Genomic DNA, 16,449 nt, shown 5'->3' with positions numbered 1-16,449 from the left:
AAATGCCACGCACTTATCAAATTTAAATAATGTGCAGGAATACTCCCCTGCCAACAAAGAAGAGAAGTTAATTTTATGGAATCCCAACGCAGTCTACTTTTTATTGCGCTTATGGTTGTTACTTATTTACTGTTTAGTCAATGGCAAGCAGAAAATGCACCTGCACCAATACAAACTAGTATTAACCAAACTCAATCTGGTGAAAGTTCTGACGGAGACTTCGTGCCTTCATCATCAGAAGAAACAATAAGTACAATAAAATCAACTAAGGCTTCTGCAAAATTAATAAGCGTAGCTAATGATGATTTTACTTTAAAAATCAATAGTCAAGGTGGTGATATTGTTCAAGTTAAATTAATTAAATTTAATACTGAACAAGGCAATAATATACCATTTACTTTGCTACAAAGTGGCCCTCAACAATATATTGCACAAAGTGGTTTAACTGGTGCTAATGGTATTGACCGTGTAATTAAAGGCCGACCAATTTATAGCAGTGCACAAGATAGCTATACAATAAGTGCTGACAACCAAACTGTTGATTTATTATTTAATGATGCCAACGGCATGTCGGTAATTAAACGTTTTACCTTCAATAAAAATAGCTACCGTATTGATGTTGAATATTTAATTAACAACAACACCGCTAATAGTGTTTCTGTACAAATGTACGGACAAATTAAACACACAACAGTAGTTGAATCTGGCAGTGCTATGTTACCAACGTACCGAGGTACTGCATTCTCAACAACTGAAGATCGTTACGAAAAATACGATTTTGACGATATTAAAGAAGAAAACTTAAACAAAGTAACTGTCGGTGGTTGGGTTGCCATGCTTCAACATTACTTTGTTTCAGCTTGGGTACCAAACGCAGAAACAACTAATCAATTATATACAAGTTATAAAGATGCTAACGCTGTAATTGGCTTTAAAGAACCTGCAATTACAATTGATGCAGGTCAACAAGGTTCAACTTCTGCAATATTCTATGTAGGCCCTAAAGACCAAAAAGTATTAGAAACTATTGCACCAAGCTTAGATTTGACCATAGATTACGGCTTTTTGTTTATGATAAGCCAACCGCTTTACGCTTTACTTAATTTAATTCAAAGCTTTGTTGGTAACTGGGGATTTGCAATTATAATCATCACCTTAATTATTAAAGGTGTGATGTACCCATTAACTAAAGCGCAATACACTTCAATGGCTAAAATGCGTGATTTAGCACCTAAAATGGCTCAATTAAAAGAGCGTTTTGGCGATGACAGACAAAAAATGTCACAAGCTACCATGGAAATGTACCGTAAAGAAAAAGTAAACCCAGCAGGCGGTTGTTTACCTCTTTTATTACAAATGCCAATATTCTTAGCACTTTACTGGGTATTTTTAGAAAGCGTTGAGTTACGTCACGCACCATTTATATTCTGGATACAAGATTTATCAGCAATGGACCCATACTTTGTATTACCTATTTTAATGGGTATTAGTATGTTCGTTATGCAAAAAATGCAACCAATGACTATTCAAGATCCAATGCAACAAAAAATCATGCAATACATGCCTGTTGTATTCTCAATATTCATGGCTTGGTTCCCTGCTGGTTTAGTACTTTATTGGTTAGTAAGTAACATTGTTTCTATTGTGCAAATGAAAATTATTTTTGCCGGTATTGCCAAAGATAAAGAAGCTAAAGCGGCTAAAACTGCTTAATTACATTTAAAGCGGTTGTATTAAAAAATTAGCAAAAGGCGATTACTGTTTACCAGTAATCGCCTTTTTTATATTTATCCATAATTCAACTTGTTTACTTTTTCGATAAATATAATGCTTACTCCGTTAACTTTTAGGCATTTAATAGATAAATAAAGTAAAATAGCCTTATTCAATAGTTAACAATATTTACCTCGCCATGACATCAATGAATCAAAAAACAACAATTGCCGCACAAGCCACAGCACCAGGACGTGGAGGCGTTGGTATTATTAGAGTATCAGGCCCAGAAGCTAAAAATGTTGCGCAAGCTATTTTAGGTAAAGTTCCTGAGATAAGAAAAGCTGAATACCTACCTTTTACTGACGGTGAAACAGCCAGTAAAGCACAAATTTTAGATCAGGGTATTGCTATATATTTTAAAGCGCCTAATTCATTTACCGGTGAAGATGTTATTGAATTTCAAGGTCACGGCGGACCAATAATTTTAGACATGTTATTAAAGTCTATTTTAAAATTGCCGAAAGTTATTATGGCTAAACCTGGTGAATTTAGTGAACAAGCTTTTTTAAATGACAAACTAGATTTAACCCAAGCGGAAGCTATTGCGGATTTAATTAACTCAAGTTCAGAGCAAGCAGCACGCTCTGCCCTACACTCTTTACAAGGTGACTTTTCAAAACTTGTTAATGAAATGGTCGAGAGTATTATTCATTTAAGAATGTATGTTGAAGCAGCAATAGATTTTCCCGAAGAAGAAATAGACTTTCTTGCCGATGTAAAAGTAGTTAACGATTTAAAAGCGATAATCACTAAAGTAGAAGATGTTCGTAAACAAGCACAACAAGGCAGCATAATACGTGAAGGTATGCGCGTAGTTATTGCAGGTCGACCAAACGCTGGTAAATCAAGCTTATTAAATGCTTTAAGCGGCAAACAAAGCGCCATAGTTACCGATATTGCAGGTACAACACGAGACGTATTAGCCGAACAAATACACATTGATGGTATGCCATTACATATTATAGATACGGCTGGTTTACGTGACAGTGATGATGTTGTAGAAAAAATAGGTATTGAACGCGCTTGGCAAGAAATTAATCAAGCAGATCGCGTATTATTAATGGTTGATGCAAGTGAAGAACACACAGTAATAGAAGATGAACAATACATTAAAAACTATTACCCTGAATTTTTTGCTAAGTTACCGAAAGATATGGGCTTAACCCTGATCAGAAACAAAGCCGATGTAAATAATGCTACCACAGGCCTTTCCGAATTTACTGATACTGACGGCACTCAACATGCAGTTGTTACACTTTCAGCGAAAACAGGTGACGGGGTAAACAGCTTAAAAGAACACTTAAAAACGATCATGGGATACCAGGGTAGTACCGAAGGTGGTTTTATGGCTAGAAGACGTCATTTAGTAGCATTAGAGAATACTCATCAGCATTTATTAACAGGCCTTGATCAACTTGAATCATACGTAGCAGGTGAGATACTGGCTGAAGAATTACGAATTTGTCAGCAAGAATTAGATCAAATTACTGGCGAATTCACCAGTGATGATCTTTTAGGTAAAATATTCAGCTCTTTTTGTATTGGAAAATAGTCGCTATAGCAATCATCTAATTAAGTACTATTTTAAACAGAGGTATATATTTACCTCTGTTATATATCTCGATAATTTAATACTAAATAACCTCTGTTCTGTATACATACCTCTTCCTTACTCAAGAAAACTCATTATTCTCTCGGAATTATCCTTAAAACTAATCCTCTTTGAAGATAATAAATTTATTATTTCAATTGGTATAACAGCTTTTAAGCAATAAAATAGCTAAAATACCATGTATTTACATACATATTATTCCCTATTTAACCCTATTTATGGTTACATAATAATCAAAGAGAACCTCTATGAGCGCAATACAAATCATTGTCGGTAGCATGCTTGGTGGCACAGAATATGTTGGCGAAGCCTGTGAAGAAACCCTAAATGAACTTGATCATAATGTTGATATTCACTTAAAACCAGATCTAAATAGCATACTAGAAAACACTTTTTTAGCTGCTGAGGATCTAAAAAGTGGCCAACAAAACAACAATAATTCCAGTAATAAATCACTTTGGATCATTTGTACCTCTACGCATGGCGCAGGCGAGTACCCTGACAACATAAAGCAATTTGTTAGTGATCTTACAAATTGTGATCAAGATCTATCCACGGTTAGTTTTTTAACCATTGGGATCGGCGATTCTAACTACGATACTTTCTGTAAAGCAGCGAAGGATATTTCAAACCTATTAATATCAAAGGGTTGCAATGAATTAGCACCATTAAAAACCTTTGATATGTCTCAAGATATCGATCCAGAAGATCTTGCTCAACAGTGGATCAGAACAAATAAAGATCTACTTTAGATCTAAGGTGATCAGTTACACATAACTTATTAACAGTTTTCAGTACTTTTTTATTGTTATGTGGATAAAAACCTTAATAACCCGTTATTTTTCTATTATTATTCAGTGTATGAAATAAATAATTAAAGTGCATGTGGATAACTAAAGGTTTTGATCAAAGCTTATTTGCTGATTGATCAATGTTTGATCACACAGTTATCATTACTGTTAGTCATTAATAAATAAAGTAAAAAAGTACTTACTCACAGAAAAAAAGGATCTTAATAAGTAATAACTACAAGATCTATTTAAAGATCTCTTTTTATATATTAAGGATCATGTCCGATCTTTTTTACACATTTGATCGTATCCCTGAAGAGAAAAAAGCGTTAAAATACGTTCCCTAAATTTGAGTGATAAAACTTTGAGTACTTTTTTGTAAAGACTTTTTGAATCACTTTAAAAATATTAAATTAATCAAAAGTAAATTTAACCAAGCAGGATTGTGATTTTATGTGGTATCAAGAGTCTTATGACGTAATTGTAGTTGGTGGCGGACATGCGGGAACCGAAGCTGCGCTGGCTTCAGCACGTATGGGCTGTAAAACATTGTTGTTAACCCATAACATCGATACCTTAGGCCAAATGTCTTGTAATCCAGCGATTGGTGGTATTGGCAAAGGTCACTTGGTTAAAGAAATTGATGCCTTAGGTGGTTTAATGGCTACAGCCATTGATCACAGTGCAATTCAATTTAGAACTTTAAATTCAAGCAAAGGCCCAGCAGTACGAGCAACACGTGCCCAAGCAGATAGAATTTTATATAGAAATTACGTACGTAACTTCCTAGAAAACCAAGAAAATTTAACTATTTTTCAACAACCTTGTGATGACTTGATCATGGAAAACGATCAAGTGGTTGGTGTTTCTACACAAATGGGTCTGAAATTCAAAGCTAAAACCGTGGTACTAACCGTAGGTACTTTCCTTGCAGGGCAAATACATATTGGTTTAAACAACTATCAAGGCGGTCGAGCAGGAGATCCTGCAAGCGTAAACTTAGCCGCTAAAATGCGTGATATGCCATTTAGAATGGATCGTTTGAAAACAGGTACGCCACCAAGACTTGATGCAAGATCATTAGATTTTTCAGTGATGGAAGAGCAAGCAGGTGATACACCAAGCCCAGTATTTTCATTCATGGGATCACAATCTGATCATCCTGCGCAAATTTCGTGTTATATCACTCATACCAACGAAAAAACTCATCAACATATTCGTGAAGGATTAGACCGTTCACCAATGTACACAGGTGTTATCGAAGGTATTGGTCCAAGATACTGCCCTTCAATTGAAGACAAGATAACTCGTTTTGCTGATAAAACTTCACATCAAATATTTGTTGAGCCTGAAGGTTTAACTACCCATGAAGTTTATCCAAATGGTATTTCTACTAGTTTGCCATATGACGTACAACTTAACTTAGTTCGTTCAATTAAAGGCTTTGAAAACGCTTTTATTACTCGTCCAGGTTATGCCATTGAATATGATTACTTCGATCCTCGTGATTTAAAACAAAGTTTAGAAAGTAAATTTGTTAATAATCTTTATTTTGCCGGACAAATTAATGGTACTACCGGTTACGAAGAAGCTGGTGCGCAAGGTCTTATTGCAGGTACTAACGCTGCTTGTAGAGTAAAAGAGCTAGGTGAATTTACCTTAGGACGCGATCAAGCCTACATGGGCGTGCTAATTGATGATTTAGCTACCTTAGGTACTAAAGAACCTTACCGTATGTTTACTTCACGTGCTGAGTATCGATTATTGCTTCGTGAAGACAATGCTGATATTCGTTTAACTGAGAAAGGTCGCAGTGTTGGCTTAGTTGATGATGCACGCTGGAAACGATTCAATGAAAAAATGGAAACAGTTGAACTTGAACGTCAACGTTTACGATCTACTTGGGTACAAAAAGATCATAGCAAAATAGAACAAATCAACGCCTTGCTTAAAACCCCAATGAGTAAAGAAGCCAGTTTAGAAGACTTAATTCGTCGCCCTGAAGTTAATTATACAGACTTAATGAAAATTGAAGGTTTAGGTCCAGCTATAAAAGATAAACAAGCTTCAGAACAAATTGAAATTCAAACTAAATATGCGGGTTATATTGACAGACAGCTTGATGAAATAGCTAAAAAACAGCGTAATGAAGATACTTTAATCCCAACAGATTTTGATTATCAAGAAATTTCAGGGTTATCAAACGAAGTAGTTGCTAAGCTAAAAGATGCTCGTCCTGAAACTATTGGTAAAGCATCGCGAATTTCTGGTATTACTCCGGCTGCAATTTCGTTATTATTAGTCTACTTAAAAAAACACGGACTGCTTCGCAAACTAGCGTAGTAGCAATAGGTAGGTACGAGCCGCTTAATTAACTTTACTCAAGGTTTAATTAATAAGGCTCGTTAAAATAAAAATGATGTTAACACAGCAATTAACGGCCTTGATCAGTAAAACTGATCTTGTTGTCACCTCAGAACAAATCGATTTACTAATCCAATATGTTGAATTACTCAACAAATGGAATAAAGCCTACAACCTAACCTCTGTTCGTGATCCGAGTGAAATGCTGGTAAAGCATATTATGGACAGTTTAATGGTAGGTGAAGTGTTAATTGGTGAAAACTTTATAGATGTTGGCACAGGACCTGGTTTACCAGGTATTCCATTGGCTATCTTGTATCCTGAACGAAATTTTGTATTATTAGACAGTTTAGGAAAGCGCATAACATTTCTACGACAAGTGGTATTTCAATTAAAGCTGACTAATGTCACGCCAGTAAAAGCCCGTGTAGAAGACTATCAAGGCGAACAACCTTTTGACGGTGTATTAAGTCGTGCCTTTTCATCACTAAATGATATGGTAAGTTGGTGTCAGCACTTAATTACTACTGACAATGGTCGGTTTTTTGCGCTAAAAGGACAATATCCTCAGGACGAGATCAATCAACTTCCTGAAAATATTACTTTAGTAGACAGCCATAAAATAATAGTGCCAGAACTTGTTGGCGAACGTCATGTACTTGTGTTAAAAAAAATAACCGAGTAAAAACAGCACTACATAAAAACAAAATAATTAGAGGCGCTTGTGGGAAAAATAATAGCAATTGCAAACCAAAAAGGTGGTGTTGGTAAAACGACAACAGCGGTAAATTTGGCAGCCTCGTTAGCGGCAACTAAACGGAAAGTTTTATTAATTGATTTAGATCCGCAAGGTAATGCCACCATGGCAAGTGGCGTTGATAAATATAAAGTTCATGCCACTTGTTATGAGTTGTTAATTGAAGAACAAAGTGTTGAAGAAGTCGTTATTAAAGAAACCTCAGGGCTTTATCACTTAATTTCAGCTAATACCGATGTTACCGCCGCAGAAATAAAGTTAATGGAAGTATACGCCCGTGAGCAACGTTTAAAGAAAGCGTTAGCACCGGTTAAAAATTATTATGATTTTATAATAATTGACTGCCCGCCGTCATTAAACATGCTAACCGTTAACGCCATGACAGCAGCAGACTCTGTATTAGTACCGATGCAATGTGAATACTATGCATTAGAAGGTTTAACAGCATTAATGGACACCATTACCAAACTAACCTCAGTGGTAAACGATGATTTACATATTGAAGGTATTTTACGTACTATGTACGATCCTCGTAATCGTTTAGCCAATGATGTATCTGAGCAATTAAAACGACACTTTGGTGACAAAGTTTATCGCAGTGTAATTCCTCGAAATGTCAGGTTAGCTGAAGCACCTAGTTTCGGCTCACCTGTTATGTATTACGATAAATCGTCAACGGGCGCAAAAGCCTACTTAGCCTTAGCTGGTGAAGTATTACGTAAAAATGATTTAACGAAAAAAGCTCAACAGCCGACGAGCAGTGTTACCAACTAGCGTAAAGGAAAATTATGAACAACGCAAAACGTAAAGGCGCTAGTCGCTTAGGTCGCGGGCTTGATGCTTTATTATCTCCTGCAATATCAAGCGCAGAGGAGCAATCGAATAAAAAGTCTAACGATGAAAGTCATGTTGTAAAAGTGACTGAAAATGAATTGATAAAATTACCTATTGGGCAATTAATGCCAGGTAAATACCAACCGCGTCGTGGTATGTCTGATGCGGGGCTTGAAGAGTTGTCTTTATCTATTCAATCACAAGGTATTATTCAGCCAATTGTGGTTCGTTTAGTTGAAAACGATGATAATGAAAATAGCAGTAAAAAATATGAAATTATTGCTGGTGAGCGTCGTTGGCGTGCAGCTAAATTAGCACAACTTGATGTTGTACCTTGTATCGTTAAAGACGTACCAGATGAATCTGCCGTTGCTATTGCATTAATTGAGAATATTCAACGTGAAGACCTTAATGCCATGGAAGAAGCTATTGCGTTAGAGCGTCTTTTAAACGAGTTTGATCTAACTCATCAAGAAGTTGCAATTGCGGTTGGAAAATCACGTACCGCGGTAAGTAACTTATTACGTTTAAATAAATTAAATGATGAAGTAAAAACCTTTTTAGAAAATGGTGATATTGAAATGGGCCATGCCCGTGCTTTATTAGCCTTAGAAGGTGAAATTCAAACTTCTGCAGCGCAAACAGTAGCAGCAAAAGAGCTAACGGTTCGTGAAACAGAAAGTTTAATAAAGAAAATTCAAAATCCTATCGCTGAAAAAGAAAAAATTGAAAAAGAAATGGAAACCATCGATATGGAACAAGAGCTTACCGAAAAAATTGGTGCTAAAGTCGCAATTAGCCACAATAAAAAAGGTAAAGGTAAATTGGTTATTTCTTACGATAACTTAGAAAAGCTTGAGCAAATATTAGCTAAAATTAAATAACTTAAATTCAAAAGTTAAGTAATGATCATCAAGTAAATATTATATAAAACCAGCAATTATGCTGGTTTTTATTTATCTAAAAATGGAAATATCCTTTTACGAACAGCACTACGTTGACGCTTTTTATATTCTTTGTGTGAAGCTAAACCATCGCGTGTTTGCTGGTAACTATTTTGATCCATCATTTGAATTTCAAACGGAAAATAAAAACTGAGACTTTTACCATCAGACTGAGGAATCTTTATTCGTTGCCGACAAGTTATTTGCACAGAATGATAAGATATTTCAGTAAACTGATTATACTCGGTAGGTTCAGTATTATTATTTAACGCAGTAGGAAAATCTTTAGATTGCATTTCTGATTTTATCTGGTCAACTGACATCCCTTTGTCTAAACAAGTATTTAACCAATTCATATCAATTAACGTGTTACGCGATCGTGAGGGTTTAATATTAGCGTAAGTTACAATATGTTGTTGTCGTAAATAAGCTAAAACATCAATAACATCAGCGCGATATTCAGTAATAAAACGAATACCAATCCAATCAAAAATATCAGCGGCAACATTTTCAGCTTTATGCATTAATTTCATCGCTACAGAGCGACGCGATTTAGCTGTTCTAAACTCAACATCAACCAGTTTTATATTACCAAGGTACTCTTCCCCTTGTTTAGTGTGAATATGGCCCTCAAATCGCTTAAATATCTGCTCTCTAATAGCATCATGATAAATATCATTCAAATAAGAATGACTATGGGTAAGTGTGTGAATTACTCGTAACAATGCCCCGCTCCATGGCGCTAATTTAAAATCGCCGTGGCCTGACGCATTTAATAAATATTCCCGGACATCATTTTCATTTTTTAACGACTCAGGAATACTTTCTCCCTGACGCAATAACTCTTGTTCAATTAATTCAATCGCTTCAAGGCGTATTTGTTCTAATTCTTCTTTATCTGCAGCATCTTCCATATCAAAACCGTAGCATGCTAAAAACCTACTCGCTTCTAACATTGAGTGTATATGAATACGTTTTGTATCGATAAAAGAGCGACCTTCTAAGGCTGTTCTAACGGAAGTGCTTCGCCAAGGATTTATATTCATTGATTAAATAAGGTATTAAAATTAATAGGTTAAAATAGTATAGTCTAAAATATTTATAATTGATTAATTCAGAATTAATGACATTAAAATTTAATATTATTAACTTTGATTTGCTTATAAAATTGACGTAAAGTAAATAAAATGGTTATTTTCAAGGATGACGTTATGCAAGAACTACCACCATTAACACTTGTTAAAACTTGGCTTGAAGTTGTGCAACAGTGTGACATTCCTATCACTATTCGTGAAAAACGTAGTAAGTTACTGACTTATTACTTCGGGTCTATTCAACAAGCTCATCTCTACGTAGAAGAGAATGATGATTACCAGTTGCAGGTTGTATCGTAATACTGGTTTAATAATTTATAAAGGACTTTCAGCCCCTTATAAATTATTGTTTCAATATTAATTTTTAAAATATTATTATAAAAATTAAGTACATTTTTTAAACATTGAAAAGGCACTATACATTTATTGGTCATTTTGACAATATCTTTATTGGAGGTAATTTATACTTACCAGATCATTTGTTAACAAAATATTAAACTAATTATTTGATTTTAATAGCTTTAACTTATCGGAGGTGTTTTATTTTAAATATAAATATATTTTGAAGAGGAACACTAGGGTCAAGCAGAGTTAAAAATCGCACCTACAAAGTATAAGTGCGACTGGAAGAGCATCATTTAAGATGCAAAATTAAATGATTAAATAGTGAAGAAAACACATCAAAAAAAATTATTTTATTTACACTTGATATTTAAAAGTCAAACGTAAAACCGAATTCTCTAAGTTTTTCATAAACATTAATATCAAATCGATAAAGTGTTGCAGCTCGATGCGCCACTTTTTTTTGTTTCTCTTCACAATTAATCAATAAATTCATTTTTTGAAATTTACGTCTAAAATTAGGCTTATCGAGTGTTTTATTAAGAATGGCTTCATAGATTTCTTGTAACTCTAATAAGGTAAACTTCTCAGGTAATAAGTTAAAACCAATCGGCTCATGTCGTACTTTATATTTTAGGAAATCTAAACCTGCCGATAAAATGTCTGCGTGATCAAACATAAGTTCAGGTAAATCATAAACATCAAACCATTCACTCGTGATGGCATTTTCGCCGAGAATTACGTTTGTCTCTTCGTAACGTATCAAAGAGTAATACACAACCGTTATAATTCGCCCGCCAGGATAACGATTCACATCGCCAAAGACGCCAAGCTGATCAAGATAAATATTATCAACATTGGTTGTTTTTTTAACAACACGTAATGCTGCATCTTCTAAATTTTCGTCTTTTTTTACCCAATGACCTATTAAACCCCATTGATTAATGGATAAGCCTCTATTGTACTTAATTAAAAGTACTTTTAATTTACTTTCATGTAGGGTGAAAATCAGGTTATCTACTGTCAGGTTGCTTATACAATCTTCAGGGATACTCTCTTCATCAAGTTTTCTTGTTGGGGCATTAATTGCTGTAGTACTTGGGGTGTTAGATGAACTGTAGGGCATAGTTATACTCTTAACTGAGCCTAGCAAGATAAGTAAATCGGCTATCTCAATTATTGTTGTTTAATCCATTTAATGCATATAGTTATTAAGACTATATGTTAGTTCTATAGAATACATTTTCCCATAAATTAAAGCAATGTTTCATTATAAATGAACAACTTAACTAATAATCACTTAATAAAATAACTCTTTTATTTCAAATAGTAATAGTGATTTTTAAAGTTTTTGATAAAAGTGATTGAATGTTACAAGCTGAAAGCATCATAGTAATTGTCACAATTAAAATTACTAGTGAATGAGATTTATACTATGTCACCCAATATGAAAAAATAACAATCATATATTTGATTATAATTGCGGTACTTGCCGGTATTAGTTTTTTTAAAAACTCTAATTCCCCTACTGAAATGACTGAAAAATCTGACGATGTAGAAATTATTGACAGTTCAATATCGGTTAACGAAATAAGCTGAATTCTGATTACTTACTTGGCGCTTGGGCGGTTGAATTTCTTTCTATAATTTCAAAATCCAACACATTTCTAAATTCACGGTTATTGGCTGTCGATAAATCTGAAAATTTACCCGAAGCAATAATATCAATCGCTAATTCAGCCATTTGATGAATTGGTTGTCTAACTGTTGTTAAGTTAGGTGAAACCGTTATAGCGACATTACCATCATCAAATCCAGATATTGATAACTCGTCAGGCACTGAAATTCTCGTAAGGTGAGCCGCCGCTAAAACAGCCGCTGCCATTTCATCGTTAGCCGCAACAATGGCTGTTGGTCTATCATCTAACGCCAATAATTTCTTCGCGGCAAGCAAACCAGAATCATAAGTAAATAAGCCCTGCTCTATGTATTCAGGCGAAGTATTAATTGAATGAGACCGAAGTGCGTCTAAATAACCTTGGTAGCGTAGGCGACTAACACCTTGATTTGGGTTACCAATAATATGGCCAATTTTAGTATGACCCTTGTTAATTAATAACTCGGTCATCTCGAAACTAGCCTGATAATCGTCCATACAAATATAAGGCGATAAACTAAGTTGTGTATCCGGCGCAATGCGAACAAAGGTGATATTAGCTTCTTTCAGGGCTTCAAGTAACTTAACGTCATCACACACATGAGGTAATAAAATTAAGCCATCAACCCGGGTTTCATCAATTAACTCAGCAACTGAAGCTAAAGACTTTTCAATATCGTCGTCGATTTCATCAACCACTAAATGATGACCGGTTGTTCGACAAACTTTTAAGCCGCGTAACAAAAACTTGCTTACGTAAGAGGTATCTAAATCAAAGTACAGTAAACCAATAAAGAAAGATTTATTACTGGCTAATCGACGAGCAGAAACATTGGGACGATAATTAAGCGCTTTAACCGCCTCCATCACCAGTTCTTTTTAGCGGTACTGACCTTGGTATCTTGGTTCAGTACTCTAGAAACAGCCATACTTGAAACGCCTGCTCTTTGTGCAACGTCTTTTATTCGTGCTCGTTTAGATTTATTCACTGCTTTAAATTTCCTATTGGTGATCTTATTTGATCTGCCTTTACTTTACCAAAGTTTGGTAGCGATATCATTGAATTAAATGTTTTATCTGGAAAAACAATAGCGATTAAACGAGCTAAACATATTTATATCAAAGTCACTTGCGCTCCAATTGCTATGGTGTTTTAAGTCCTGGAATATTCACATCTATGGTATATAAACCATGATCGGTTGTAATTAAATGAGTTTTTAAATGCTCTCCACCAAAAACAATATTTGTCGCTTTAGGACCGACAGATATTTTGTCTAGTAACTCACCTTTACTTGAGTAAACATATATAACCCCTTCAACATGACTAGCTGCGTAAATATTACCCGCACAATCTACCTTCATACCATCAGGTGAAGTTATGTTAACAAAAGCTTCTTTATCACCAATATTACCTTGCTGGTCTATTTGGTATTTAACAATCTCATGACTTAAACTGCCCACATAAAGTGTTTTTTGATCTGGCGATAAGGCAACACCATTAGGTTTTTTTAATGATTTATCGAGCAATGTTATTACCCCATCAACACTAAAAGAGTATAAGCCAGTGTACAGCGTTTCTTGCTTTCGCCCGCTAAGTTGCCAGTCTGGATCGGTAAAATATATAGTGCCGTTATCTGCTTGTACTAAATCGTTAGGAGAATTAAATTTTAATCCCTGATAATTATCAACAAGGGTTTCACTTTGTTTAGACGATAACGCTAGCCGAGATAATGAGCGAGTTGCATGGTTCGTCGTGTAAAGATATTCGCCAATAGCAAGTAAGCCATTTGTGCCACTATCTTGTTTATAAACACTGATATTATTGGGTAAAACCAGTTGATAAATCGTTGATTTAGGCCCGAACGCTTGTGAGCCATTAAAGTTCATTTCTGAAAAATAGAATGCATTATTTTGAACAGACCAAGTAGGCCCTTCGAGAAACATAAAATTGTCTTTTACCAGTGTTAACGGCTGCTGACTATTAATAGGCACATATTCAGCTTGGCATTGCTGTTGGGCTTCATCAGCAAGCGTAGCCATAGAGAAAGTAAGCGCACTGGTACAAAGCGTTGTAGAAAGTACGGTGGAGAATACTGTGGGAGATACGGCGGTAGATAATTTTTTAAAATTCATTAACGAATCCAATTCTGTGTCATCTTCAAATTAAAATATATCATATCCCCTATTAAGTATTTGTCGATGTGACTATAAGGTGTATTCAAACATATCTTACAGAGTACTTAACACACATGAAAATTTTAGCATTAGTAATAGCTATGAATAGCTTATTTATCAGTAATATAGTTACTGCTGCCGTACCTTCTGCAGTTAATACAACAGATACTGAAGCAACTTCGACTTTAAAATCAGAATTCTCTGACTCTTTCAAAATAGGTTTAGCAATTAACGACGATATTACTTCTGGAAAGTCTGCTGAACTACAAAAAATTGTTAAACAGCAAGCAAATTCTATTACCTTAGAAAACTCCATGAAAGCTGAAGTGGTTAATCCAATCAAGGGACAGTTTAATTTTGATGCCGCAGATCAGTTTGTCGAATTCGGTAATAAAAACAATATGTATGTGCTTGGTCACACACTCGTTTGGCATAACCAAACACCTGATTGGTTTTTTGTTAATGACAAGGGTGAACCAAACACCCCAGCGCAACAGTTAGCACAAATGGAAAGCTACATTAAAGTAGTTGCTAGCCGATACGCGGATAAAGTTGATGCATGGGACGTAGTTAATGAAATAATTGGTGAAGACGGCGAATACCGTGACACTATTTGGGTTCAGCGCGTAGGCGATGGTGATGAAGTGGTTAAAGCAGCGTTTAAATATGCTGAAAAATACTCCCCTAACACAGAGCTTTACTACAACGATTTTAATGCGTGGCGTCCTGAAAAAAGAGACGGCATTATTCGCATGGTAAAAATGCTACAAAAAAACGGTATTCGTATTGATGGTATTGGTATTCAAGCACATTGGGGATTAAATTTTCCAACAACAGAACACATTGAAGAAGCCATTAATGCTTACGCGGCATTAGGCTTAAAAGTCATGATAAGTGAACTAGACGTTGATGTATTGCCTATTACTAAAGAAGGCCAAGTTATCGGTAAAGGCTTACTAGACTCACAATTTGAATTAGAAGAATTTGAAGTGTTTTTAGACCCATATAAAAACGGACTTCCTCCTGAAATTGAATTACAGCTTGCTAAACGCTATCAAGAACTGTTCGAAATATTTTATAAACACAGAGATAAGATTGATCGAGTAACTTTATGGGGCGTAGACGATAGTATGTCTTGGAAAAACACTTATCCGATTAATAATAGAACAAATTATCCGTTATTATGGGATAGAGATTTACAGCCAAAAACTGCAGTTGACTTGATTTTACAAGTGCCAAAATAAAACGTTACGGTTTACAGCATTAAGTTGTTTTCTACCTCACACATATGCCCATTAGCAATCGATAAATGTGTGGGAGTAGAAATCAACGATGTAATTGGATATTTAAGCCCTTTTAAAAGATCGCTTAATTAGTTGGATTGGTACAACGTATATCTAGCATCCACAAGTAACAGCGGTACCCTCGCGGCCATTATCGCCTTCAGTTTGATAACCATCCCTAAGCCACCAATCTAAACCGCCAAGTAATTCTTTCACATTAAAGCCTAATTCTGCCAACTTCATCGCCCCTTTAGTTGAAGCATTGCAGCCTATGCCATCGCAGTATGTAACATAGAGCTTAGATTTATCTAAAGCCGATGTTGTTTCAACATTCATAATGCGATGCGGAATATTGATCGCTGTAGGAATATGTTCACTTTGGAATACTTCACTTGAACGAGCATCTACAACAATAATATTTTTATTGTTGTTAAGTGCTTCACTTAAATCCCAAGAGTCTATTTCAAAATCTAACTTTGCTTTATAAAATTCAACCTGATTCATAACTGTTTCCTTACTTGATAGTGTATGTTGTACTTTGTTTTACACCTAAAGTTATTGATTTAAAATGGGGATACCAAAACATTCTTCTCTTAAAATCACGTTTAGTGGCATTTAATATGCCAATGTAGGTGGATATCATCGTACTACCAAGCAAATATTATTAAAATACAAAAGAATTACTAGATAACAAACTACAGGTAATAATTCGAATAACTTTCTAATATGAGGGTTAGGTACACCAAGTAGTGGAAGAACATAAAATATATGATTCCATTCATTGCGACCACTTTTATTCTAAAGTTAGGAAACAAAAATG

Annotated in this window: 15 protein-coding genes; 9 read left to right on the top strand and 6 right to left on the bottom strand. The window is 35.0% G+C overall.

All coding sequences use genetic code 11. The features are described 5' to 3' along the window. Nucleotides 1-75: 75 nt before the first annotated feature. The 7 genes from yidC (at nt 76) to CWS31_RS09085 (ending at nt 9,018) form a co-directional block, all read left to right on the top strand. The gene (yidC, locus tag CWS31_RS09115; RefSeq protein WP_101344905.1) at nt 76-1,713 is read left to right on the top strand and encodes a membrane protein insertase YidC; all 1,638 of its coding nucleotides are present in this window, start codon (nt 76-78) and stop codon (nt 1,711-1,713) included. Nucleotides 1,714-1,912: 199 nt separating this feature from the next. After that, complete coding sequence (gene mnmE, locus CWS31_RS09110; protein WP_101344904.1) at nt 1,913-3,328, top strand: tRNA uridine-5-carboxymethylaminomethyl(34) synthesis GTPase MnmE; 1,416 nt, start codon at nt 1,913-1,915, stop codon at nt 3,326-3,328. A gap of 308 nt (nt 3,329-3,636) precedes the next feature. Further along, nucleotides 3,637-4,140 carry a flavodoxin domain-containing protein gene (locus tag CWS31_RS09105; RefSeq protein WP_101344903.1) on the top strand — a complete coding sequence of 168 codons (504 nt, stop codon included), beginning with the start codon at nt 3,637-3,639 and terminating at the stop codon, nt 4,138-4,140. 492 nt (nt 4,141-4,632) lie between these two features. Beyond that, entirely contained in the window at nt 4,633-6,522 is a 1,890-nt protein-coding gene (gene mnmG / locus CWS31_RS09100) for a tRNA uridine-5-carboxymethylaminomethyl(34) synthesis enzyme MnmG (protein ID WP_101344902.1), read from the top strand. Nucleotides 6,523-6,595: 73 nt separating this feature from the next. Beyond that, the gene (rsmG, locus tag CWS31_RS09095) at nt 6,596-7,228 is read left to right on the top strand and encodes a 16S rRNA (guanine(527)-N(7))-methyltransferase RsmG (protein WP_101344901.1); all 633 of its coding nucleotides are present in this window, start codon (nt 6,596-6,598) and stop codon (nt 7,226-7,228) included. A gap of 39 nt (nt 7,229-7,267) precedes the next feature. Next, nucleotides 7,268-8,074, top strand: a complete 807-nt coding sequence (locus CWS31_RS09090; RefSeq protein WP_101344900.1) for a ParA family protein — start codon at nt 7,268-7,270, stop codon at nt 8,072-8,074. A 14-nt stretch (nt 8,075-8,088) separates the two neighbouring features. Beyond that, nucleotides 8,089-9,018, top strand: a complete 930-nt coding sequence (locus CWS31_RS09085; protein WP_101344899.1) for a ParB/RepB/Spo0J family partition protein — start codon at nt 8,089-8,091, stop codon at nt 9,016-9,018. A 68-nt stretch (nt 9,019-9,086) separates the two neighbouring features. On the opposite strand, the gene CWS31_RS09080 is transcribed toward CWS31_RS09085, so the two are convergent. Then, nucleotides 9,087-10,124, bottom strand: a complete 1,038-nt coding sequence (locus CWS31_RS09080) for a TIGR04552 family protein (protein WP_101344898.1) — start codon at nt 10,122-10,124, stop codon at nt 9,087-9,089. A 165-nt stretch (nt 10,125-10,289) separates the two neighbouring features. Here CWS31_RS09080 and CWS31_RS09075 point away from each other — a divergent pair, with 165 nt between their 5' ends. Continuing rightward, nucleotides 10,290-10,472, top strand: coding sequence for a hypothetical protein (locus tag CWS31_RS09075; RefSeq protein ID WP_101344897.1), 183 nt, complete (start codon nt 10,290-10,292; stop codon nt 10,470-10,472). A gap of 412 nt (nt 10,473-10,884) precedes the next feature. On the opposite strand, the gene CWS31_RS09070 is transcribed toward CWS31_RS09075, so the two are convergent. The 4 genes from CWS31_RS09070 to CWS31_RS09060 all read right to left on the bottom strand — a co-directional run bounded on the left by CWS31_RS09070 (nt 10,885) and on the right by CWS31_RS09060 (nt 14,304). Beyond that, nucleotides 10,885-11,640, bottom strand: a complete 756-nt coding sequence (locus CWS31_RS09070) for an NUDIX hydrolase (protein ID WP_101344896.1) — start codon at nt 11,638-11,640, stop codon at nt 10,885-10,887. Between the two features lie 480 nt (nt 11,641-12,120). Beyond that, nucleotides 12,121-13,038 (bottom strand): LacI family DNA-binding transcriptional regulator, encoded by a 918-nt coding sequence (locus CWS31_RS09065; protein ID WP_246143452.1) that lies wholly within the window; start codon nt 13,036-13,038, stop codon nt 12,121-12,123. Continuing rightward, entirely contained in the window at nt 13,038-13,160 is a 123-nt protein-coding gene (locus CWS31_RS17855; protein ID WP_246143450.1) for a LacI family DNA-binding transcriptional regulator, read from the bottom strand. The genes CWS31_RS09065 and CWS31_RS17855 overlap by 1 nt, the downstream gene beginning before the upstream one ends. Before the next feature lie 154 nt (nt 13,161-13,314). After that, nucleotides 13,315-14,304 carry an SMP-30/gluconolactonase/LRE family protein gene (locus CWS31_RS09060; protein ID WP_101344895.1) on the bottom strand — a complete coding sequence of 330 codons (990 nt, stop codon included), beginning with the start codon at nt 14,302-14,304 and terminating at the stop codon, nt 13,315-13,317. A gap of 116 nt (nt 14,305-14,420) precedes the next feature. Here CWS31_RS09060 and CWS31_RS09055 point away from each other — a divergent pair, with 116 nt between their 5' ends. After that, the gene (locus tag CWS31_RS09055; RefSeq protein ID WP_101344894.1) at nt 14,421-15,590 is read left to right on the top strand and encodes an endo-1,4-beta-xylanase; all 1,170 of its coding nucleotides are present in this window, start codon (nt 14,421-14,423) and stop codon (nt 15,588-15,590) included. 153 nt (nt 15,591-15,743) lie between these two features. Here the strand turns inward: CWS31_RS09055 and CWS31_RS09050 are convergent, their stop codons facing one another. Continuing rightward, entirely contained in the window at nt 15,744-16,133 is a 390-nt protein-coding gene (locus tag CWS31_RS09050) for a rhodanese-like domain-containing protein (RefSeq protein WP_101344893.1), read from the bottom strand. Between the last annotated feature and the right edge of the window lie 316 nt (nt 16,134-16,449).

This window comes from Colwellia echini, assembly GCF_002843355.2.
Classification (GTDB): domain Bacteria; phylum Pseudomonadota; class Gammaproteobacteria; order Enterobacterales; family Alteromonadaceae; genus Colwellia; species Colwellia echini.
Note: the sequence above shows the minus strand (reverse complement) of the source record. Positions and strands in the feature narration are given on the sequence as shown.

Coding starts and splice junctions, on each gene's coding strand:
- yidC (WP_101344905.1), top strand. CDS start 76: ATGGAATCCCAACGCAGTCTACTTTTTATTGCGCTTATGGTTGTTACT.
- CWS31_RS09055 (WP_101344894.1), top strand. CDS start 14,421: ATGAAAATTTTAGCATTAGTAATAGCTATGAATAGCTTATTTATCAGT.
- CWS31_RS09060 (WP_101344895.1), bottom strand. CDS start 14,304: ATGAATTTTAAAAAATTATCTACCGCCGTATCTCCCACAGTATTCTCC.
- CWS31_RS09050 (WP_101344893.1), bottom strand. CDS start 16,133: ATGAATCAGGTTGAATTTTATAAAGCAAAGTTAGATTTTGAAATAGAC.
- CWS31_RS09085 (WP_101344899.1), top strand. CDS start 8,089: ATGAACAACGCAAAACGTAAAGGCGCTAGTCGCTTAGGTCGCGGGCTT.
- rsmG (WP_101344901.1), top strand. CDS start 6,596: ATGATGTTAACACAGCAATTAACGGCCTTGATCAGTAAAACTGATCTT.
- CWS31_RS09065 (WP_246143452.1), bottom strand. CDS start 13,038: ATGGAGGCGGTTAAAGCGCTTAATTATCGTCCCAATGTTTCTGCTCGT.
- CWS31_RS09080 (WP_101344898.1), bottom strand. CDS start 10,124: ATGAATATAAATCCTTGGCGAAGCACTTCCGTTAGAACAGCCTTAGAA.
- CWS31_RS09105 (WP_101344903.1), top strand. CDS start 3,637: ATGAGCGCAATACAAATCATTGTCGGTAGCATGCTTGGTGGCACAGAA.
- CWS31_RS09075 (WP_101344897.1), top strand. CDS start 10,290: ATGCAAGAACTACCACCATTAACACTTGTTAAAACTTGGCTTGAAGTT.
- mnmE (WP_101344904.1), top strand. CDS start 1,913: ATGACATCAATGAATCAAAAAACAACAATTGCCGCACAAGCCACAGCA.
- mnmG (WP_101344902.1), top strand. CDS start 4,633: ATGTGGTATCAAGAGTCTTATGACGTAATTGTAGTTGGTGGCGGACAT.
- CWS31_RS09070 (WP_101344896.1), bottom strand. CDS start 11,640: ATGCCCTACAGTTCATCTAACACCCCAAGTACTACAGCAATTAATGCC.